Source organism: Streptomyces sp. TRD_SC_5 (assembly GCF_056836825.1).
Map to the genome: position 1 here is coordinate 544187 of NZ_JBWZZS010000001.1, position 19900 is coordinate 564086.

Genomic DNA, 19900 nt, shown 5'->3' on the forward strand with positions numbered 1-19900 from the left:
GCAGGAGCCGCCGATCTCTCTGTGGGAGGATCGGGCGGTGCTTGTCGGCCACCCCGTACGAACACATACACGTACAACAACGTCGCACTCACGAGGAGCGTGCCCATGACCGCCCACCCGATAGCCGAGACCATCGCCTCGCTGATGCCCCGCGCGAAGACGGAGCTCGCCGAGCTGGTGGCCTTCCAGTCGGTGGCGGACCCCGCTCAGTTCCCGAAGAGCGAGTGCGAGGCGGCCGCCGTCTGGTGCGCCGACACGCTGCGCGCCGAGGGCTTCGAGGACGTCGCACTGCTCGACACCCCTGACGGCACCCAGTCGGTGTACGGCTTCCTGCCGGGCCCGGTGGGCGCTCCGACCGTTCTGCTGTACGCGCACTACGACGTGCAGCCGCCGCTGGACGAGTCCGCGTGGGTCTCGCCGCCGTTCGAGCTGACCGAGCGCGACGGCCGCTGGTACGGGCGCGGCGCCGCCGACTGCAAGGGCGGCTTCATCATGCACCTGCTCGCGCTGCGCGCCCTCAAGGCGAACGGCGGCGTGCCGGTGTCGGTGAAGGTCGTCGCCGAGGGCTCGGAGGAGCAGGGAACGGGCGGCCTGGAGCAGTACGCCGAGGCACACCCCGATCTCCTCGCCGCCGACACCATCGTCATCGGCGACACCGGCAACTTCCGCGTCGGCCTGCCGACGGTCACCGCGACACTGCGCGGCATGACGATGCTGCGCGTGCGCGTCGACACCCTCGAAGGCAACCTGCACTCCGGCCAGTTCGGCGGCGCCGCGCCGGACGCGCTGGCGGCGCTCATCCAGCTGCTGGCCTCGCTGCGCGCCGAAGACGGTTCGACGACCGTGCACGGGTTGACCGCCGACTCCTCCTGGGACGGTCTGGAATACCCCGAGGCGGAGTTCCGCAAGGACGCGCGGGTCCTCGACGGTGTCGGCCTGATCGGGCAGGGCACGGTCGCCGACCGCATCTGGGCGCGCCCCGCCGTCACCGTCATCGGCATCGACTGCCCGCCGGTCGTCGGCGCGACGCCGTCCCTCCAGGCGAGCGCGCGGGCGCAGATCAGCCTGCGGGTGCCGCCGGGTCAGGACGCCGGCGAGGCGACCGAGCTGCTCACCGCGCATCTCGTCGCGCACACGCCGTGGGGCGCGCGGGTCGCGGTGGAGCAGGTGGGCCAGGGGCAGCCGTTCAAGGCGGACGTCAGCAGCCCGGCGTACACCTCGATGGCGGAGGCGATGCGCGTGGCGTACCCGGGTGAGGAGATGCAGACGTCCGGCATGGGCGGCTCGATCCCGCTGTGCAACACGCTCGCCGCGCTCTACCCGAAGGCCGAGATCCTGCTCATCGGGCTGAGCGAGCCCGAGGCGCAGATCCACGCGGTGAACGAGAGTGTCTCGCCCGAGGAACTGGAGCGGCTTTCCGTCGCCGAGGCGTTGTTCCTCACCAACTACGCCCATTCGAAGCAGGGTTAAGCGCTGAGCGGAGATCGCCGTCAGCGTAGATCCGTGCGGCGGGCGACGGGCCCGTCGTACGTTCGCCGCATGGATCTCGTCGAAGTACTTCCGGAACGACTGCACATGTTCCGCTTCCGCATCGGCCAGGCGTACCTCTGGCGCGACGGCGAGGAGCTGACCCTGATCGACGCGGGCGACAAGGACGCGGCGGCCGGCATCGAAGGCGCGATACGGAGCCTGGGCCTGCGCCCCGAGAACATCCGCCGGATCGTCCTCACTCACTGCCACCGCGACCACGTCGGCGCCGCCGGGGAGCTCGCGGAGCGGTACGGCGCCGAGGTGGTGGCGCACCGGCTGGACGCGCCCGTGATCCGCGGCGAGCAGCCGGTGCCCGAGCCCGTACTGCTGGACTGGGAGCGTCCGCTGTACGCGCACGGGCTGACCGTGCCGCCGGCCCCGCCCACCCGGGTGGACCGGGAGGCCGAGGACGGCGACCTGCTCGGCTTCGGCGACGGCGCGCGGGTCGTCCACTCCCCCGGCCACACGGACGGCAGCATCGCCGTCCATCTCCCGCACCACGGTGTGCTGTTCACGGGCGACTGTGTCGCGGGCGTCGGCCAGGTCATGCTGGGCGTGTTCAACACCGACCGCGAGCGGGCCCTGGGATCCTTCCGCCGCCTGGCGGCGCTCGCCCCCGCCACCGCGTGCTTCGGCCACGGCGACCCGCTGACGGACGGCACGGCTGCCGCTCTGCGGGCATCAGCCGACCGGGACTCCGGCCTCCAGATTGAGCACGGCTGACCTCTCGCGGGCCCGCAGGGCCCAGCGCAGCCGCTCGTACCGGTTCGGCGGCAGCAGCCCGGCGGCCTCCTCCTCGCTGACGAAGCGCCAGCCGCGCAGTTCGGAGCCGGGCAGCACCAGCTGCCCGGCCGCCGCGCTGTCGAGTCTGCCGCCGTCGAAGATCAGGCGCAGGCCGCCGAACGCCGGCCGCCGTGGCGGCTCCCAGTCGACGACCAACAGCTTGGGTACGTCTCGGAGTTCTATGCCTATCTCCTCCTTGACCTCGCGCATCCCGGCGCGCGCGGGCGCCTCCCCCTGCTCCACGACACCGCCGGGGAACTCCCAGCCCGGCTTGTAGGTGGGATCGACGAGCAGCACCCTGTCCGCGTCGTCGAAGAGCAGGACTCCTGCGGCGACGGTTTCGGCGGTCGGCTCGGGCGTCTGTACGATCTCGCAGCTCCTGGCCGCCCCCGTCCGTACGGCGTCGGCGATCCGTACGGCGGTCTGGGCGGGGGTGAGCGCGCTGGTGTCGATGACGTGCGCGTCGCCGGCGAGCCACGACAGCGCGACGCGATAGGGCTCGATGTGCTCGTACGCCCATTGCCGTACGCGCTCGCTGCCTTCGGGGTCGTCGACCAGCTCCTCACGGGCGGCGATCCGCCCACGCAGGATCGTTTCGTCCGGCGCCAGCAGCACATGGCACACCGGGATACGGCGCGCGGCGAGACCGCCGAATATCTCGTCGCGGTATCCCTGACGCAGCAGCGTCATGGGCACCACCAGCATGCCGCCCACTTCGGCGAGCAGCGCGGCCGCGTTGTCCACGACCAGGCGGCGCCAGATGGGGAGGTCCTGGTAGTCGCCGACCTCCGCGAGCCGCTTCTGCGGCAGTAGTTCTCGTAGTCCCCCGCCGATCAGTTCGGGGTCGTAGAAGGTGCTGTTCGGGATCAGATCGATCAGTTCGCGCGCGGCGCTGGTCTTGCCCGCACTGAACGCACCGTTGATCCAGACGATCACGGTTCCCCCTCTTCCGTCGCCCCCTGTGGCTCGCCCGCGACACTCTGCCACGGAAACCCGGGGTCACCGCATGGTGCCCGCGACCGTTTGGGCACACAACCGTGCCGATGCTGTTGCATGCCAGGGGCAACGGTGCGGGGCACAGGTGGCGTCGAAGAGAGGGAGAGGGTGCCCTGATGGGATCCGGGAACCGTGACGCACGTGCGCGGAGTCTCGTTGGGGCAACCGGAGCAGAAGTTCAGCAGGCATGGGAACGGGGTGCGGCATGAGTCGCATGGTGTTGGAACAGTTCCCGGCCGGAGGCCCGAGGGGCAGCTGGCCGGCCGAGGAATTCGCCCTGGCACGGCGGGCGGAGGGATGTCCGGCCGAGGTCGTGATGGACCTGGAGGCGGACGCGTTCCTGGTGGTCGTGGTGCAGCGGGCGGCGGAAGCCGGATCGCAGGGGCGGGGTTAGGCGGCTACGGCTGCTGCGTGGCGTCGAGGTCGTCGGCGTACTGCTCGATCACACCGCGGTAGCTCCGCACCCTTGGGTCGTTGCTGGTGGCCGCCAGGGCCTTGAGCAGCGTCCGTACGGCTTCGCGGCCTTCGCCGGTGTTGTACAGGGCCATGGCCAGGAAGGACTCCAGGGCGGGGTCGTGGGGGAACTCCGCCAGGCCGCGGCGCAGGGTCCGCAGGGCGGGTTCGTAGCGGCCCAGCACGCGGTAGGTGCTGCCGAGGCCGAGGAAGACGCCGTGGCGGTCTTCGGCGGGCAGACCGGGGACGCTCAGGGCGCGTTCGTAGAAGGGCACGGCCTCGCTCTCCAGGCCGAGCACGTCGTGCGCCCACGCGGTCTGGTAGGCGATCTCGGCATCCCGCGGATACCGCCCGGCCAGCGCCACCAACTGGACGCGGGCCTCGGCGGCCCGGCCGTCCTCGCGCAGCCGTACCGCCTCCGCCAGGGCCGCGTTCCGCTCTTGATCACCGTTCACGCGCCCACGCTCGCACGGTGGGAGGGGCAGGGCAAAGTGTTATCCGACGTACGTCGCCGCCTCGCCCGGCTTCCCGCCGAGCAGGGCGGCGGCTGCCGCACCCACCAGGCCCGCATCGGTCCCTGTCAGGGCCGGAGCGACCTTGAGGCGCTGTACGAAGGAGAGCGTGGCGTACTCGCGCAGGGCTCGGCGCAGCGGCAAGAAGAGCACGTCGCCCGCGCCCGCCACTCCCCCGCCGATGACGGCGATCTCGATCTCCACGAGCGTCGCGGTGGCGGCGATGCCGGCGGCCAGGGCCTGGGCGGCCCGCCGGTACGACGCGACAGCGACCGGGTCTCCGGCGCGGGCGGCGGCCGCCACCGCGGCGGCCGTGGCGTCACCGTCGGGCCCCGGCCGCCAGCCCTGGCCGAGCGCCCTGCGTGCGATGTTGGGGCCGCTGGCGATCCGCTCGACGCAGCCGCGCGATCCGCACGGGCACGGGTCGCCGTCGAGGTCGACGCTGATGTGGCCGATGTGGCCCGCGTTGCCGGTCGGGCCGGGGTGGAGCTGCCCGCCAAGGACCAGACCGCCGCCGACGCCCGTGGAGACGACCAGGCACAGCGCGTTGCCGTAGCCGCGGGCCGCGCCCTGCCAGTGCTCGGCGGCGGTCATCGCCACACCGTCGCCGACGAGGGTGACCGGCCGGCCGGCTGCTGCCCGGCGCACCCGCTCGACCAGCGGAAAGTCCCGCCAGCTGGGGACATTGACCGGGCTGACCGTGCCGGCGGAGGCGTCCACGGGTCCCGCGCTGCCGATGCCGACCGCCGTGGCGCGCTCCCACAGGGGGGACCCGGACAGTTGCGCCAGCACCACACCGACGGCGCGCATCACGCTCTCGCCGTCCTCGCGGGCGGGCGTGGGCCGCTGCACGCGCAGGAGAATCCGGCCCTCACCGTCCACCAGCGCGCCGGCGATCTTGGTGCCGCCGATGTCGAGAGCGGCGACGAGGTCGGTGTGCATCGGTGTCTGGTCTCCAGGCGGGCAGGGGTGGGTAGCAGGTCAGAGCAAGTCTCCATTCAGTTGACAACGTTGTCCAGGCCCTATGCTCGACGCCACACCGTTCGAGCACCGACCGCACCCGACTACGACGACAGGACATCGCACTGTGGCCGAGACCGAAAGCCGCCCCGAGCTCCGCTACGGCAACCGGCCGACCATGAAGGACGTCGCCGCCCGCGCCGGAGTCGGCCTCAAGACGGTCTCTCGCGTGGTGAACGGCGAACCGGGCGTCACGCCCGACACCGAACAGCGCGTCCAGGAGGCGATCGAGGCGCTGGGCTTTCGCCGCAACGACAGCGCGCGCGTACTGCGCAAGGGCCGCACCGCGAGCATCGGCCTGGTCCTCGAAGACCTCGCGGACCCCTTCTACGGGCCGCTGAACCGCGCCGTCGAGGAAGTGGCCCGCGCTCACGGCGCCCTGCTCATCAACGGATCGAGCGCCGAAGACCCCGCTCGTGAACAGGAGTTGGTACTAGCGCTCTGCGCCCGGCGCGTCGACGGGCTGATCGTGATCCCGGCCGGGGACGACCACCGCTATCTGGAACCGGAGATCGCGGCGGGCGTCGCCACCGTCTTCGTGGACCGCCCCGCCGGGAAGATCGACGCGGACGTGGTGCTCTCCGACAGCTTCGGCGGCGCGCGCGAGGGCGTGGCGCATCTGATCGGGCACGGCCATCGCCGTATCGGCTTCATCGGCGACCAGCCGCGCATCCACACGGCCAATGAGCGTCTTCGCGGCTACTACGCCGCGATGGAGGAGGCCGGACTGCCGGTGGACGACGCCTGGGTGTCGCTCGGCTCCACGGCTCCCGAGCGGGTGCGGGAGGCGGTCACCGCGATGCTGGACGGCCCCGGGCCGGTCACCGCGATCTTCGCGGGCAACAACCGCGTGACGGTGACGGCGGTACGGGTCCTCGCCGGCCGGGAGCGCCCCGTCGCCCTGGTCGGGTTCGACGACATCGAACTCGCCGACCTGCTCCAGCCCGGCCTCACCGTCGTCGCGCAGGACGCCGCCCTGCTGGGCCGCGCCGCGGCCGACCGCCTCTTCCGCCGCCTCGACGGCGTGAACGACGCTCCCGCGCGCGTGGAGCTGCCGACGCGCCTCATCGCGCGGGGGTCGGGCGAGATCCCGCCGTGGACCGCCTGAGGCCGGTGCCGCCCCGCCTCAGCAGACCGGCAGGCCGGGCACCGGCTGGTCGTTGTTGCCGCCCTTGATGTAGACGTCGCTGACGAAGACGCCGGTGTTGCCGCTGTCGTCGTCGGTCTTGGCCCACCAGACGTTCGTCCACTGGCCGGAGGTCTCCCTGCGGCCCAGGTTCTGCTGGCAGTAGAAGTAGTTGGTGCCCGCGTTCAGCACGCCCGCCTCGGCGCCGGACGCCGTGTACGACTTCGCGGTCTTCCAGACCGTGCAGTTGTATTTGCCGCCGCCGATGCCGTGGCAGGCGGGCTCCGGGGCCGGGTCATCGGGACCGCTCCCGCCGCCGGCCGTGGTCGTCGAGCCGCCGCTCCCGGAACCGCCGGCCGCCGAGCCGCCCGAATCACCGGAGCCGCCCGACGCGTCCGAACCGCCGGAGGAGCCGGACGTACCGGATGCGTCGCCGTCGGAATCCCCGGCGGAGCCACCGCCCGAGTCCCCGTCGGAGCCATGGGAGCCGTTGGTGTCTCCGTCGCCACCGGCCGCCGGCTTCTCGTCCGGGCTCGGGCTCTCGTCGGGCCCCTGGCCGGAGGGCTTGGCACCCGCCGGTTTCTTCGTCGCGGAAGCGGAAGGCTCACCGCCCGCAGGCATCCGGTCGAGGCTGCTGGGCGACGCGCTGTCCTCCGCCCCCTTCGCCAGCTCGCCGGACGTCCGTTCCGTACGGTCGGTGAGGACGTACGTCACGCCGCCACCGGCCAGCAGGACCGCCGCGACGCCCGCCGCCACGGCCGCTCTGCCCCGACCCGGCCTGCGCTCCGGGGAGGGGTCGGGCACAGGCGTCGGCGCTGCGACCGGGGCAGGCTGGAATGACTGGCCCTGCTGGACGGGCTGGACCGGCTGACCCGGCTGCGCGGGCAGCGGGCTCGCCGCGGGGCCGAATCCCTCCGGCCGGTGCGGCAGCACATCGCGCACGGTCGCCTCGCGGGGCGCTGCGAGACCCGGGCCGGCGCCGGCCTGCGCCGCCGTGTCCTGACCGGCGGCGACCGCGGTGAGGAGCCTGGCCGCCTCCTGGGCGTCGGGGCGCTGCGCCGGGTCCTTGCTCATCAGCTGCTGGAGTACGGGCCCGAGCGGCCCCGCCCGACGCGGCTCCGGCAGCGGCTCCTGGACGATCGCGGTCAGCGTGGACCAGGTCGACGTACGGCGGAACGGAGATCCGCCCTCCACCGCCGCGTACAGCGTCGCGCCGAGCGCCCAGACGTCCGACGCGGGCCCCGGTTCCTGTCCCTGGGCGCGCTCGGGCGCCAAGTAGTCGAGGGAGCCGACCAGTTCGCCGCTGCGCGTGAGGTGCGTCGTCGAGCCGTCGCCCGGGTCGTCCATCGCGGCGATCCCGAAGTCGGTGAGAACCACCCGCCCGCTGTTGCGGTCGAGCAGTACGTTGCCGGGCTTGACGTCGCGGTGCAGTACCCCCACCTGGTGCGCCGCGGCCAGCGCCTCGAGCACCCTGGCGCCGATGGACGCGGCTTCGCGCGGGTCCAGGAGTCCCCGTTCGCTCAGTACGCCGTCCAGGGAGGGCCCGTCGACGAGTTCCATGACGATGACCGGGCGGCCGTCGTGCTCGGTGACGTCGTGGACGGCGATCACTCCGGGGTGGCGCACGCGCGCGGCGGCCCGCGCCTCGCGCTGCATCCGGATCCGCAGGCCGTCCAGTTCGGGCCCCGACGAGTCGTTGTACGTACGCAGTTCCTTGACCGCGACCTCGCGGCCGAGCACCTCGTCGACAGCGCGCCAGACGACGCCCATGCCGCCTCTGCCGAGCTGCTCGATCACCCGGTAGCGGCCGGCCAACCGCTCGTTCTCCCCCGTAGCCACCACTGCCCCGTTCCGCTGTTCCGACTGAGATCGGGTACAGAGTACGGGGCAGCGGTGACAGCGCCGGACCCTACTTGGCCGTTGCCGTCAGGTCTCCGCGGCGCGGCGACGCGAAGCCGTCGAGGTCCGCGCGGGTCAGGCCGGTGAGCCGGGCGACCTCGGCGGTGTCGAGGGCGCCGCAGTCGATGCCGCGCAGCAGGTAGGAGGCGAGCGCCTTGGCGCTGGCGGGCTCGTCCGCGATGTCGCCGCCGGCCGCCTGGTTGGCGTAGGCGGCGAGGCGGGCCGCGGCCTGTTCGAAGCCCTCGCGGTAGAAGGCGAAGACGGCGGCGTAACGGGTCGGCAGGTGGCCCGGGTGCATGTCCCAGCCCTGGTAGTAGGCGCGGGCCAGGGCGCGGCGGGTGAGGCCGTAGTGCAGCCGCCAGGCGTCGTGCACGTTCTGCGTCGTACCGACCGGCAGGACGTTGGTGGAGCCGTCCGAGACCCGTACGCCCGTGCCTGCGGCGGCGACCTGCATGACCGCCTTGGCGTGGTCGGCGGCCGGGTGGTCGCTGGCCTGGTAGGCGGCGGAGACGCCGAGGCAGGCGCTGTAGTCGAAGGTGCCGTAGTGCAGTCCGGTGGCGCGGCCCTCGGCGGCGTCGATCATCCGGGCGACGGTGGCGGTGCCGTCGGCGCCGACGATGGACTGGCTGGTCTCGATCTGGATCTCGAAGCCGATCCGCCCGGCGTCCAGGCCGCGCGCCTTCTCGAACGCTTCGAGCAGCCGGACGAACGCCGTGACCTGCTCGGGGTAGGTGACCTTGGGCAGGGTCAGCACCAGGTCGTCGGGCAGACCGCCCTGCTCCATGAGGCCGGTCAGGAAGATGTCCGTGGTGCGGATGCCACGGTCGCGTACGGCGGCCTCCATGCACTTCATGCGGATGCCCATGTACGGGGCGGCCGTGCCGTTCCCGTACGCCTGCGTGATCAGCCGCGCGGCGCGGGCGGCGTCGGCGTCCTCGTCCTTGCCGGTGTAACCGTCCTCGAAGTCGACCCGCAGGTCCTCGATCGGCTCGCGCTCCAGCTTGGCGCGCACCCGGCCGTACACGTCCTCCGCGAGCTCGTCGGCGAGGCCGAGGACCGAGGCGAAGGACTTGGCGTCCGGGGCGTGCTCGTCGAGCGCCGCCAGCGCCTGGTCGCCCCAGGAGCGGACGGTGTCGGCGGCGAAGAGGTCACCGGGCACGTAGACGGTGTGTACGGGCTGGCGGGTGCCAGGGTCTCCTGGGTAACGGCGGGCAAGCTCCTCGTCGACCGGTACGAGGGAGGCGCTGATCCCCTCGCTGACCGCGCCCGCGAGGCTTGTCGCCACCTTCTCCTGCTGACCCATTACCAACCCTCCAGTTTTCCGCTTCACGGAATCAACAATCCGCATGGTGAAGTTAACGGCCGGTCGTGACCTGCGTCAATGGTGTCCGGAAAGCGGCCGGGGCCGCGCGGTGAAGATCACCACACGGCCCCGGACCCAAGACTGCCTGTCATTGCTGCGCAGGTCAGCCCTTGCGCGCGTTGACCTCGTCGGTCAGCTGCGGGACGACCGCGAAGAGGTCGCCGACCACGCCGTAGTCGACGAGGTCGAAGATCGGAGCCTCGGCGTCCTTGTTGATCGCGACGATCGTCTTCGAGGTCTGCATGCCGGCCCGGTGCTGGATCGCGCCGGAGATGCCGGACGCGATGTACAGCTGCGGGGAGACCGACTTGCCGGTCTGGCCGACCTGGTTGGAGTGCGGGTACCAGCCGGCGTCCACAGCGGCGCGCGAGGCGCCGACAGCCGCGCCGAGCGAGTCGGCGAGCGCCTCGATGACGTTGAAGTTCTCGGCGCCGTTGACGCCGCGGCCGCCGGAGACCACGATCGCGGCCTCGGTCAGCTCGGGGCGGCCGCTGGCCTCGCGGGGGGTGCGCGAGACGACCTTGGTGCCGGTCGCGTTCTCACCGAAGGAGACGGAGAGCGCCTCGACGGTGCCGGCGGCCGGGGCGGCCTCGACCGGAGCCGAGTTCGGCTTGACGGTGATGACCGGAGTGCCCTTGGAGACACGGGACTTGGTGGTGTACGAGGCGGCGAACACGGCCTGCGTGGCCACCGGGCCCTCCTCGCCGGCCTCCAGGTCGACGGCGTCCGTGATGATGCCCGAGCCGATACGGACCGCGAGGCGGGCCGCGATCTCCTTGGCCTCGGCGGAGGACGGTACGAGTACGGCGAGCGGGGAGCCCCCGGCGGACACCGCGTCGTACGCGGCCTGGAGCGCGTCGACCTTCGGTACGACGAGGTAGTCGGCGAACTCGGGGGCGTCGGCGATGAGGACCTTGACGGCGCCGTGCTCGGCGAGCACCGCGGCGGTGGACTCGGCGCCGTTGCCGAGGGCGACGGCGACCGGGTCGCCGATGCGGCGGGCGAGCGTCAGCAGCTCGAGGGTGGGCTTGCGGACGGCGCCGTCCACGTGGTCGACGTAGACGAGAACTTCAGCCATGGGACTTCAATCTCCTGCGAGTGCGAAGAATCTGGGGGCGTTTGAGGGAGGCGCGAGTTCTAGATGAACTTCTGGCCCGCGAGGAACTCCGCGAGCTGCTTGCCGCCCTCGCCCTCGTCCTTGACGATCGTGCCCGCGGTGCGCGCCGGGCGCTCCGTGGCGGAGTCGACCCGGGTCCAGGAGCCCTCGAGGCCGACCTCGTCGGCGTCGAGCTCCAGGTCGTCCAGGTCCAGGGACTCCACCGGCTTCTTCTTGGCGGCCATGATGCCCTTGAAGGACGGGTAGCGGGCCTCGCCCGACTGGTCCGTCACGGACACGACGGCCGGCAGGGAAGCCTCGAGCTGCTCGCTCGCGGCGTCGCCGTCACGGCGGCCCTTGACGACACCGTCTTCGACGGAGACCTCGGAGAGCAGCGTGACCTGCGGGACGCCCAGGCGCTCGGCCAGGATCGCCGGGAGGACACCCATGGTGCCGTCGGTCGACGCCATACCGGCGATGACCAGGTCGTAACCGGTCTTCTCGATGGCCTTGGCGAGCACCAGCGAAGTGGCCATGACGTCACTGCCGTGCAGGTCGTCGTCCTCGACGTGGACGGCCTTGTCGGCGCCCATGGACAGCGCCTTGCGCAGGGCGTCCTTGGCGTCCTCGGGGCCGACGGTCAGCACGGTGATCTCCGCGTCGTCGGCCTCGTCGGCGATCTGCAGCGCCTGCTCGACGGCGTACTCGTCGAGCTCCGACAGCAGGCCGTCGACGTCGTCGCGGTCGACGGTCAGGTCATCGGCGAAGTGCCGGTCGCCGGTGGCGTCGGGCACGTACTTCACACAGACAACGATCCTCAAGCTCACGCCGGCTCTCCTACTGCATCGTCTATTTCTTGACTGCCTCGTTGCAGGCAGCATAGGCGCCTGAAGGGGCGGATCCCGGTCGGGGCCAACCCGCTCCGACCAGAATATTACTCGTCAGTACATCCAGTGCTTTCCCCGTAAGCAAGCGCTTTGAACTGTGACCTTGCCAACGCTGTGTAATCGGCGGCCACGGGGAACTCTCAGTCTCTCAGCGCGTTGAAGCGTCCCTGGTGATAGAGCAGCGGCCGGCCGTGACCCGCGGGGTCTCCGGCGACGACCTGGCCGAGCACGATCCGATGATCTCCCGCCGGCACGCGCGCGACCACACGGCACACCAGCCATGCCAGTACGCCGTCGAGCACGGGCACGCCCTCGGGCCCCGTACGCCATCGGGTGGGCGGTGCGAAACGGTCGGCACCACTGCGCGCGAACGTGGCCGCCAGGTCCCGCTGGTCCTCGGCGAGTATGTGGACGCCGATGTGCTCGGCCTCGGCCAGCACCGGCCAGCTGGAGGACCCGGTGCCCACGCCGAAGGAGATCATCGGCGGCTCGGCGGCGACGGAGTTGAGCGAGGTGGCGGTGAAGCCGACGGGGCGTGAGCCCTGCGCGGTGACGACCGCGACGCCGGCGGCGTGCTGCCGGAAGACCGAACGCAACAACTCGGGAGAGCCTTCGAGAGGCTGGAGCGGAGCCTGGCGCGCAGCGGCGGGACCGGACGAAGCCGTCATGGGGGAGTCCTTGAGTTCTGACGGCACTCGGTCAGACTGGCGATAGGTGTCCGATGCAGTCAAGTGGAGTCCTGGAGATGGGACGTGCGTCACGGCGGTCATACGGCGTGGCCGAGCGCGGCGATGACATCGGCCCGGCGCGGCTGCCCGGAGGCCCTGCGCACGATCCGGCCACTTCCGTCGAGCACGAGCACGGTGGGCGTGGCGAGGATACCGAGTTCGCGTACGAGATCGAGCCGTGCCTCCGCGTCGATCTCCACATGGGCGACGCCGTCGACCATGCCCGCTACTTCCGTGAGGATTCTGCGGGTCGCGCGACAGGGTTGGCAGAACGCGCTGGAGAACTGCACGAGTGTCGCCCGCTCCCCCGGCTGCGCGCCCAGTTCGGCCGCGCTCAGCCGTGTACCGCCGTCGTGCGCCGGCATTTCCGCCTCCCGTTGATCTCTGCCTTTTCCCGCCACTTCGTTCCAGCGTTCGCCACAGACAGACGATTCCTCATGTTTCCGTACGTGACGAGAATCTCGCGCATGAACGCCGCCAGGACTGGCTACTCGGCCGCTCATGGGGCACGATCTGCCCAACGCAGCTGAACCTACGGCTGCGTAACCTCCGCCGGGAGAGCCCTCCCCGGGCACAGAAGGGTCCCCCCTGACATGGCAGAACTCGTCTATCGACCGGTCATCGGTGCCGCACTCACCCTGTTCAAGGCGCTCGACCTGAAGATCGACACCCAGGGTTCTGAGAACATCCCCCGTACCGGTGGCGCCGTACTGGTGAGCAATCACATCAGTTACCTGGACTTCATCTTCTCGGGACTCGGCGCGCTGCCGCAGAAGCGTCTGGTGCGCTTCATGGCGAAGGACTCGGTCTTCCGCCACAAGATCTCCGGACCGCTGATGCGCGGCATGAAGCACATCCCCGTGGACCGCAAGCGCGGCGAGGCGGCGTACGCGCACGCCCTCGACTCGCTGCGCTCCGGCGAGATCATCGGCGTCTTCCCCGAGGCCACGATCTCCGAGTCGTTCACGCTCAAGAGCTTCAAGTCGGGTGCGGCGCGCATGGCTCAGGAAGCCGGCGTACCGCTGATCCCGATGGCGCTGTGGGGTACTCAGCGCATCTGGACCAAGGGCAGGCCGCGCAACTTCGGCCGCAACCACATCCCCGTGACGATCCGGGTCGGCGAGCCGATGGACGCGCCCACGGACGAGTACGCGGGCGCGATCACGCGTCGGCTGCGCGGGCGCGTACAGGAGCTGCTCGAAGCCGCTCAGCGCGCGTATCCCGTGCATCCGAAGAGCGTCGAGGACACCTGGTGGGTCCCGGCGCACCTCGGCGGCACGGCGCCGACCCCGGCGCAGGTGCGCGAGGCCGGCTGACCCGGCTCAGAGTCCGACGGGGAGGGTCCGCCAGAGGTACGGCCGGTCCGGAGCGGCGCGCAGAGCGCCGAGGACGGCCGGATGCGGTGCGGCGTACAGCTGCGGGTAGTCCACTTCGCCGAGGTCCGGGCGTACGGCGAAGGCCAGCCGCTCGCCGTCCACGGAGAACTGCGCGTCCACTCCGGGCTTGTTGCCCCTCGGGTCCTGGCGCAGCCAGTCGCCGCGCCCGGGAAGCCTGAGCGCCACGAGGCCATGGACCACGGCGTTCGAGCCGTCGTCGTCAGCGAGCCGCTGGTAGCACAGGGCGGCCGGGATGCCCTCCGCCCGCAGGAGCGCGGCGAGAGCGTGGGCCTTGGCGGAACAGATTCCGGTGCGCTGCGCGATCACGTCCGATGCGCGCCAGGTGACGCGCATGTCGTCCGCGTCGTGGGAGTGCGGGATGGTGTCGCGTACGAATTCGTACGCGGCCTTGGCGTATGCGTATGCGTCGGGCGCTTCGGCGCGCAGCCGGGACGCCGTCTTCCGCACCAGCGGGTGCTCGTAATCCATGACGTCGTCGGCGGCCAAGTAGGCGGACAGGTCAGGGTTTTCCTGGATCAGCTCCATAGCAGCAGAGCGTAAATACGCGGCCGACCGCAAGTCAATGACTTTACGGTCGACCGCATATTTATGCGACGCTGAGGAGTGCTGTGCTACCCGGCCATCTCTTCCTTGAGCGCCTGCACGAAGCCGTCCACGTCGTCCTCGGTGGTGTCGAAGGAGCACATCCAGCGGACGTCGCCGGCGGACTCGTCCCAGAAGTAGAAGCGGTAGTGCTTCTGCAGCCGCTCGCTGACGTCGTGCGGGAGCCGCGCGAAGACGGCGTTGGCCTGCACCGGGTAGAGGATCTCGACGCCGTCCACCTGACGGACGGCGTCGGCGAGCCGCTGGGCCATGGCGTTGGCGTGGCGCGCGTTGCGCAGCCACAGGTCGCGCGCGAGCATCGCTTCCAGCTGCACCGACACGAAGCGCATCTTGGACGCGAGCTGCATCGACAGCTTGCGCAGGTGCTTCATGGCGCGCACGGCGTCCGGGTTGAGCACGACGATCGCCTCGCCGAACAGCATGCCGTTCTTCGTACCGCCGAAGGACATGATGTCCACGCCCACGGCGTTGGTGAAGGTCCGCATCGGTACGTCGAGCGAGGCCGCCGCGTTGGATATCCGGGCCCCGTCGAGGTGCACCTTCATCCCGTGCGCGTGCGCGTGCTCGCAGATCGCCCGGATCTCGCCCGGTGTGTAGACCGTGCCGAGTTCCGTGTTCTGGGTGATCGAGACGACCTGCGGCATCGCGCGGTGCTCGTCCTCCCAGCCGTACGCCTGCCGGTCGATCAGCTCGGGTGTGAGCTTGCCGTCCGGCGTCGGTACGGTCAGCAGCTTCAGGCCGCCCATCCGCTCGGGGGCGCCGCCCTCGTCGACGTTGATGTGCGCGGTCTCGGCCGCGATGACCGCGCCCCAGCGGTCGGTGACCGCCTGGAGGGCCACCACGTTGGCGCCGGTGCCGTTGAAGACGGGGAAGGCTTCGGCCCGGCCCCCGAAGTGGCTCCGGACGATCCGCTGGAGGTTGTCCGTGTAGTCGTCCTCGCCGTAGGCGACCTGGTGGCCCCCGTTGGCCAGCGCGAGAGCGGCGAGCACCTCGGGGTGGGCGCCCGCGTAGTTGTCGCTCGCGAAACCGCGTACCCGCGGGTCGTGGTGCCGGCGTGCGTCGGTCTTCGCCGCGTGGGTCGGATCCGGATTCACGGCTTGGGAGTCAGCCACAGACGCTGTCCATTCACTTCACTGGCGGGCTGGTCCCAGACTCCGGCGATGGCCTCGGCCAGTTCCTTGACGTCCGTGAAGCCCGCGAACTTCGCGTTCGGGCGCTCGGCGCGCATGGCGTCGTGCACCAGTGCCTTGACGACCAGGATGGCAGCCGCCGTACGCGGGCCCTCCTCGCCCCCCGCCTTGCGGAACGCGTCGGCGAGCGCCAGGGTCCACGCCTCGGCGGCCGCCTTGGAGGCGGAGTAGGCCGCGTTCCCGGCGGTGGGCTTGGAGGCGCCTGCCGCGCTGATCAGCAGGTAGCGGCCCCGGTCGCTGCGCAGGAGCGGGGCCTGGAAGGCGAGAGAGGTGTGCTGGACCGTACGGATCAGCAGCTTCTCCAGCAGGTCCCAGTCCGCGAGGTCGGTCTCGGCGAAGGTCGCGCTGCCGCGCCAGCCGCCGACGAGGTGGACCATGCCGTCGATCCGGCCGAATTCCTTCTCGGTCTTGTCGGCCCACTCGCGGGTCGCGTCGAGGTCGAGGAGGTCCACGGTGTCACCGGTGACGGTGGCGCCCCCGTGGGCGTACCGGGCGGCGTCGACGGCCTCGGCCAGGCGCGCGGCGTTCGCGTCGGAGCCGACCACGATCGCGCCCGCCTCGGCCAGCCTGAGCAGGGCGGCACGGCCGGCCGGCCCACCCGCTCCGGCCACCGCGATCACAGCGCCTTCCAGTGATCCGCCGTTGCCGTTGCCGATGCTGCTTGTCATGGTCGTCGCCTCCTGGTCGCGAGGGCTCACGCGGCCACCCGCTCGGCACTCGCGGCGGTGATCCCCTTGGTGGAGGCGATCACGTTCTTGAGCTTCTTGGAAAGGGCCTCATAGAACATGCTCAGCGGAAACTCGTCCGGAAGCACATCGTCCACGAGCTTGCGGGGCGGCAGCGACAGGTCCAGGGCGTCGGGGCCCTTGGCCCAGCGGGATCCGGGGTGCGGAGCGAGGTACGTCGACACCAGGTCGTACGCGGCGAACCAGTGGACCAGCTTCGGGCGGTCGATGCCGGCCCGGTAGAGGTCCTCGATCTCGCCGCAGAGCTGGTTGGTGACCTGGGGTGCCCGCTCCCAGTCGATCTTCAGCGTGTTGTCGGTCCAGCGCACCACGTCGTGCTTGTGCAGGTACGCGAAGAGCAGCTGGCCGCCGAGACCGTCGTAGTTGCGGTTGCGGTCGCCGCTGACCGGGAAGCGGAACATCCGGTCGAACAGCACGGCGTACTGGACGTCACGGCCGTGCGCGTTGCCCTCGGCCTCCAGCTTGACGGCCTCCTTGAAGGCGGTGAGGTCGCAGCGCAGCTCCTCCAGGCCGTACATCCAGAACGGCTGGCGCTGCTTGATCATGAACGGGTCGAACGGCAGGTCGCCGTGGCTGTGGGTACGGTCGTGGACCATGTCCCACAGGACGAACGCCTGCTGGCAGCGCTCCTGGTCGGAGACCATCGCGCGGATGTCGTCCGGCAGCTCGAGGCCGAGCGTGTCCACGGCGGCCTCGGTGACGCGGCGGAAGCGGGCCGCCTCGCGGTCACAGAAGATGCCGCCCCAGGTGAAGCGCTCGGGGGCTTCGCGGACGGCGATCGTCTCGGGGAAGAGTACGGCGGAGTGGGTGTCGTACCCGGGGGTGAAGTCCTCGAAGGTGATGCCGAGGAACAGCGGGTTGTCGTAGCGCGTTCGCTCCAGCTCCGACAGCCACTCGGGCCACACCATGCGCAGTACGACCGCTTCCAGATTGCGGTCCGGGTTGCCGTTCTGCGTGTACATCGGGAAGACGACCAGGTGCTGGAGGCCGTCCGCGCGCCGCTGGGCGGGCTGGAAGGCGAGCAGTGAGTCCAGGAAGTCGGGCACGACGAACCCGCCGGTGGCCCACTTGCGGAGGTCGGCGACGAGGGCACTGTGGTACTCCGCGTTGTGCGGCAGCAGCGGCGCGAGCTCCTCGACGGCGTTGATCACGCGGTCGACGGTCGCCTCCGCCGTGGCGCGCGTCTGCGCGCCCTCGGCGTCGAAGTCGATGGAGCCGTCGGCGGACTGCCAGAGCCGGATCGCCTCCACGGCATTCTTGAGCTCGAGCCATGCCTGGTGCTCGACCACGCGCCGGGCACCGGATATGCCGTCGGCGACTGTGTCCTGCACAAGAATTTCCGTCATGTCACTTCCTCCACGGGAGAAACTCGCGTCAAGGCACCGTATAGGTGTTCCGCTCTCCCATTCAACCCCGGCCTCAGTAAATTATCCTGCCGAGCCCCCGTGATCGCCGCTGTTCTTCCTGCCTTTTGCCGTACGAGCCATTGCTTCTGCCACCCCGGTCAGCGCGTCCCGGGCGTCGCCAAGGAGCGCGGGGAAGGCGAAGAACCCATGGAACATCCCGGGGTAATGGTGCTCCGCGACCGCGACTCCGGCGATCCGGAGCCGCCCCGCGTACGCCCTACCCTCGTCGCACAGCGGGTCGCAGCCCGCCGTGACGATGTGCGCGGGCGCCAGCCCGGACAGGTCACCGGCCCGCAACGGAGAGGCGTAGGGGTGGGCTCCGTCTCCGTCCGGGCCCAGGTACTGCTCCCAGAACCAGCGCAGGGCGGCGGCCTCCATGAAATAGCCGGTGGCGTTCGCACGGTAGGAGCCGGTGTCCTGCCCGGCGTCGGTCGCCGGATAGACGAGCGCCTGGAGGGCGAGGGCGGGGCCGCCGCGCTCCTTCGCGAGTATCGCCACCACGGCGGCGAGGGTGCCGCCCGCGCTGTCGCCCGCCACGACGAGGGCCTCGGGATCGCCGCCCAGTTCCGCCACATGGCCCGCGGCCCACAGCAGGGCGGCGTACGCGTCGTCGACGGCGGCGGGGAAGGGAGCCTCCGGCGCGAGCCGGTAGTCGACGGAGACCAGCACGGCGCCCGAAGCGCGGCACAGCTCGCGTACGGAGACGTCGTGGCTGTCCGGACCGCCGATGACCCAGCCGCCCCCGTGGAAGTAGACGACGGTCGGGCGCGGGCCCGGCCGCGCGGCCGTTCCGGGCCGGTAGATCCTCACCGGTACGTCCGGAGCGCCTTCGGGGCCGGGGACGGCTCGGTCCTCCACCGAGCCCACCCGCGGCGGCTCCACCCGCGGCCTCGGTATCGCGTCGATGACGCGCCGGGCCTCGACGGCGTCGGTCACGGACCCGCCGAGATCCGGGAAGGCGGAGGCCATGAGGTCGGCCAGGGTCCTGGCCTCGGGGGCGAGGCGGTCGGGATCGACGGTCATCGGGAGTCCGCCTTGAAGTACGGGATGACCTTCTCGCCCCACTGCCTGAGCGTTTCCAGGCACGCTTCCTGCGGGACGGTGCCCATCTGGATCAGGCACATGATCTCGTCGGCGCCGGCGTCGCGGAGGCGTTCCACGTAGGCGATGGCGTCGTCGGCCGTGCCGTAGGCGTGGTCGGCGTTGAAGGTGGCCGTGGCGGCGGGGCGTACCGGAATGTCGTGTTCGTGCAGCCGCGCGACGACCTGCTCGGCGGCCCTGCGCATCTCGGCCGCCTCGTCGGCGCCCTCGACGACCGCCTCGTCGGGGATGCCGGCGCCGCCGTACCAGTGCCCGATGGACTGGGCGAAGAAGCGCTGGCCACGGGTGCCTGTGCGCCGGGCCTCCTCGCGGTCGTCGAGCACGATCGTCGGGCAGAGCACCGAGAAGTGGTCGTTGACGACGGTCGAGACGAGGCGGTCCATGGTGCGGGCGGCGAGCGCGGCGTCGTACGCCGCGCGCATCCGAGCGATCGACTCGGGTCCGGCGAAACCCATCACCAGGGCCCCGACGCCGAGTTCGGCGGCCTGGGCCAGGGTCTCGGTGCGGCTGCACGCAAGGAAGAGCGGGGGGTGGGGCGTCTGCCGGGGGCGGGGCAGGATCGGGTGCGGAGCGATGTCGATCAGCTCGCCGTGGTACTCGAGCTCGTCCTCCTGCCACGCCTTGCCGATGATCCGCAGAGCCTCCTCCACCTCCTGCGTCGTACGGTCCCTGTCGACGCCGCACAGCGAGGTCTCCTGCTCGGTGCCGCCTCGCCCGGCCCCCAGGTCGAGCCGCCCGCCGGAGAGGAGGTCGAGCATCGCCGCGCGCTCGGCGACTCGGGCGGGGTGGTTGAAGTTGAACGGCATGCAGACGACGCCGTGACCGATGCGGATGGTCGTGGTCTTCGCGGCGACCCAGGTCAGGAAGATCTCCGGGGCGGACATGTGCGCGTACCACTTGAGGGAATGGTGCTCGACGGCCCAGATCCGGTCGAACCCCATCCGCTCGGCGAGCACCGCCTGCTCGACGCTGTCGCGGATGACCTGATGCTCGCGTTCGACGGTGGGGTCGGCCAGCTGGGCCTCGAAGATGACGGAAAACTTCACGGTGCCTCCAAGGGGTGC

20 protein-coding genes are annotated in these 19900 nt (G+C 71.1%); 5 read left to right on the top strand and 15 right to left on the bottom strand.

The window, feature by feature from the left end; all coding sequences use genetic code 11:
- Nucleotides 1-105: 105 nt before the first annotated feature.
- Together AC1P0E_RS02550 and AC1P0E_RS02555 are read left to right on the top strand one after the other, a co-directional pair.
- Entirely contained in the window at nt 106-1470 is a 1365-nt protein-coding gene (locus tag AC1P0E_RS02550; RefSeq protein ID WP_482740506.1) for a M20/M25/M40 family metallo-hydrolase, read from the top strand.
- A 69-nt stretch (nt 1471-1539) separates the two neighbouring features.
- Nucleotides 1540-2253: an MBL fold metallo-hydrolase gene (locus tag AC1P0E_RS02555; protein WP_482740507.1), complete on the top strand. Its 714-nt coding sequence runs from the start codon at nt 1540-1542 to the stop codon at nt 2251-2253.
- Here AC1P0E_RS02555 and AC1P0E_RS02560 read toward each other — a convergent pair.
- Nucleotides 2212-3249 carry an NUDIX hydrolase gene (locus tag AC1P0E_RS02560; protein ID WP_482740508.1) on the bottom strand — a complete coding sequence of 346 codons (1038 nt, stop codon included), beginning with the start codon at nt 3247-3249 and terminating at the stop codon, nt 2212-2214. The two genes, AC1P0E_RS02555 and AC1P0E_RS02560, sit on opposite strands and share 42 nt — an antisense overlap.
- A 265-nt stretch (nt 3250-3514) precedes the next feature.
- Between AC1P0E_RS02560 and AC1P0E_RS02565 the strand changes: the two genes are divergently transcribed.
- Nucleotides 3515-3703, top strand: a complete 189-nt coding sequence (locus tag AC1P0E_RS02565; RefSeq protein WP_214967020.1) for a hypothetical protein — start codon at nt 3515-3517, stop codon at nt 3701-3703.
- 4 nt (nt 3704-3707) lie between these two features.
- On the opposite strand, the gene AC1P0E_RS02570 is transcribed toward AC1P0E_RS02565, so the two are convergent.
- Both AC1P0E_RS02570 and AC1P0E_RS02575 read right to left on the bottom strand, forming a co-directional pair.
- Nucleotides 3708-4217, bottom strand: a complete 510-nt coding sequence (locus tag AC1P0E_RS02570; protein WP_482740509.1) for a tetratricopeptide repeat protein — start codon at nt 4215-4217, stop codon at nt 3708-3710.
- Between the two features lie 39 nt (nt 4218-4256).
- On the bottom strand, nt 4257-5216 hold the full coding sequence (locus tag AC1P0E_RS02575) for an ROK family protein (protein WP_482740510.1): 960 nt from the start codon (nt 5214-5216) through the stop codon (nt 4257-4259).
- Nucleotides 5217-5412: 196 nt separating this feature from the next.
- Here AC1P0E_RS02575 and AC1P0E_RS02580 point away from each other — a divergent pair, with 196 nt between their 5' ends.
- Complete coding sequence (locus tag AC1P0E_RS02580) at nt 5413-6402, top strand: LacI family DNA-binding transcriptional regulator (protein WP_482745630.1); 990 nt, start codon at nt 5413-5415, stop codon at nt 6400-6402.
- An 18-nt stretch (nt 6403-6420) separates the two neighbouring features.
- On the opposite strand, the gene AC1P0E_RS02585 is transcribed toward AC1P0E_RS02580, so the two are convergent.
- From AC1P0E_RS02585 to AC1P0E_RS02610, 6 genes are all read right to left on the bottom strand, one after another.
- Nucleotides 6421-8259: a serine/threonine-protein kinase gene (locus AC1P0E_RS02585; RefSeq protein WP_482740511.1), complete on the bottom strand. Its 1839-nt coding sequence runs from the start codon at nt 8257-8259 to the stop codon at nt 6421-6423.
- Between the two features lie 70 nt (nt 8260-8329).
- Nucleotides 8330-9622, bottom strand: coding sequence for a DUF6986 family protein (locus AC1P0E_RS02590; protein WP_482740512.1), 1293 nt, complete (start codon nt 9620-9622; stop codon nt 8330-8332).
- A gap of 163 nt (nt 9623-9785) precedes the next feature.
- Nucleotides 9786-10760, bottom strand: a complete 975-nt coding sequence (locus AC1P0E_RS02595) for an electron transfer flavoprotein subunit alpha/FixB family protein (protein ID WP_482740513.1) — start codon at nt 10758-10760, stop codon at nt 9786-9788.
- A 59-nt stretch (nt 10761-10819) separates the two neighbouring features.
- Nucleotides 10820-11605: an electron transfer flavoprotein subunit beta/FixA family protein gene (locus AC1P0E_RS02600; RefSeq protein WP_482740514.1), complete on the bottom strand. Its 786-nt coding sequence runs from the start codon at nt 11603-11605 to the stop codon at nt 10820-10822.
- 200 nt (nt 11606-11805) lie between these two features.
- The gene (locus tag AC1P0E_RS02605; RefSeq protein WP_482740515.1) at nt 11806-12333 is read right to left on the bottom strand and encodes a flavin reductase family protein; all 528 of its coding nucleotides are present in this window, start codon (nt 12331-12333) and stop codon (nt 11806-11808) included.
- Between the two features lie 98 nt (nt 12334-12431).
- Nucleotides 12432-12758 carry a thioredoxin family protein gene (locus AC1P0E_RS02610; protein WP_482740516.1) on the bottom strand — a complete coding sequence of 109 codons (327 nt, stop codon included), beginning with the start codon at nt 12756-12758 and terminating at the stop codon, nt 12432-12434.
- Nucleotides 12759-12986: 228 nt separating this feature from the next.
- Between AC1P0E_RS02610 and AC1P0E_RS02615 the strand changes: the two genes are divergently transcribed.
- On the top strand, nt 12987-13709 hold the full coding sequence (locus AC1P0E_RS02615) for a lysophospholipid acyltransferase family protein (protein WP_482740517.1): 723 nt from the start codon (nt 12987-12989) through the stop codon (nt 13707-13709).
- Between the two features lie 6 nt (nt 13710-13715).
- Here the strand turns inward: AC1P0E_RS02615 and AC1P0E_RS02620 are convergent, their stop codons facing one another.
- From AC1P0E_RS02620 to AC1P0E_RS02645, 6 genes are all read right to left on the bottom strand, one after another.
- Nucleotides 13716-14315: a transglutaminase domain-containing protein gene (locus AC1P0E_RS02620; protein ID WP_482740518.1), complete on the bottom strand. Its 600-nt coding sequence runs from the start codon at nt 14313-14315 to the stop codon at nt 13716-13718.
- 86 nt (nt 14316-14401) lie between these two features.
- Nucleotides 14402-15487: a threonine aldolase family protein gene (locus AC1P0E_RS02625; protein WP_482745631.1), complete on the bottom strand. Its 1086-nt coding sequence runs from the start codon at nt 15485-15487 to the stop codon at nt 14402-14404.
- Nucleotides 15484-16251 (bottom strand): SDR family NAD(P)-dependent oxidoreductase, encoded by a 768-nt coding sequence (locus AC1P0E_RS02630; RefSeq protein ID WP_482740519.1) that lies wholly within the window; start codon nt 16249-16251, stop codon nt 15484-15486. The genes AC1P0E_RS02625 and AC1P0E_RS02630 overlap by 4 nt, the downstream gene beginning before the upstream one ends.
- 26 nt (nt 16252-16277) lie before the next feature.
- Nucleotides 16278-17675, bottom strand: a complete 1398-nt coding sequence (locus tag AC1P0E_RS02635; protein WP_482740520.1) for a DUF6421 family protein — start codon at nt 17673-17675, stop codon at nt 16278-16280.
- 81 nt (nt 17676-17756) lie between these two features.
- Nucleotides 17757-18758: an alpha/beta hydrolase gene (locus tag AC1P0E_RS02640; protein ID WP_482740521.1), complete on the bottom strand. Its 1002-nt coding sequence runs from the start codon at nt 18756-18758 to the stop codon at nt 17757-17759.
- Nucleotides 18755-19882 (bottom strand): LLM class flavin-dependent oxidoreductase, encoded by a 1128-nt coding sequence (locus tag AC1P0E_RS02645; RefSeq protein ID WP_482740522.1) that lies wholly within the window; start codon nt 19880-19882, stop codon nt 18755-18757. Before AC1P0E_RS02645 ends, AC1P0E_RS02640 begins: the two co-directional genes overlap by 4 nt.
- Nucleotides 19883-19900 lie beyond the last annotated feature (18 nt).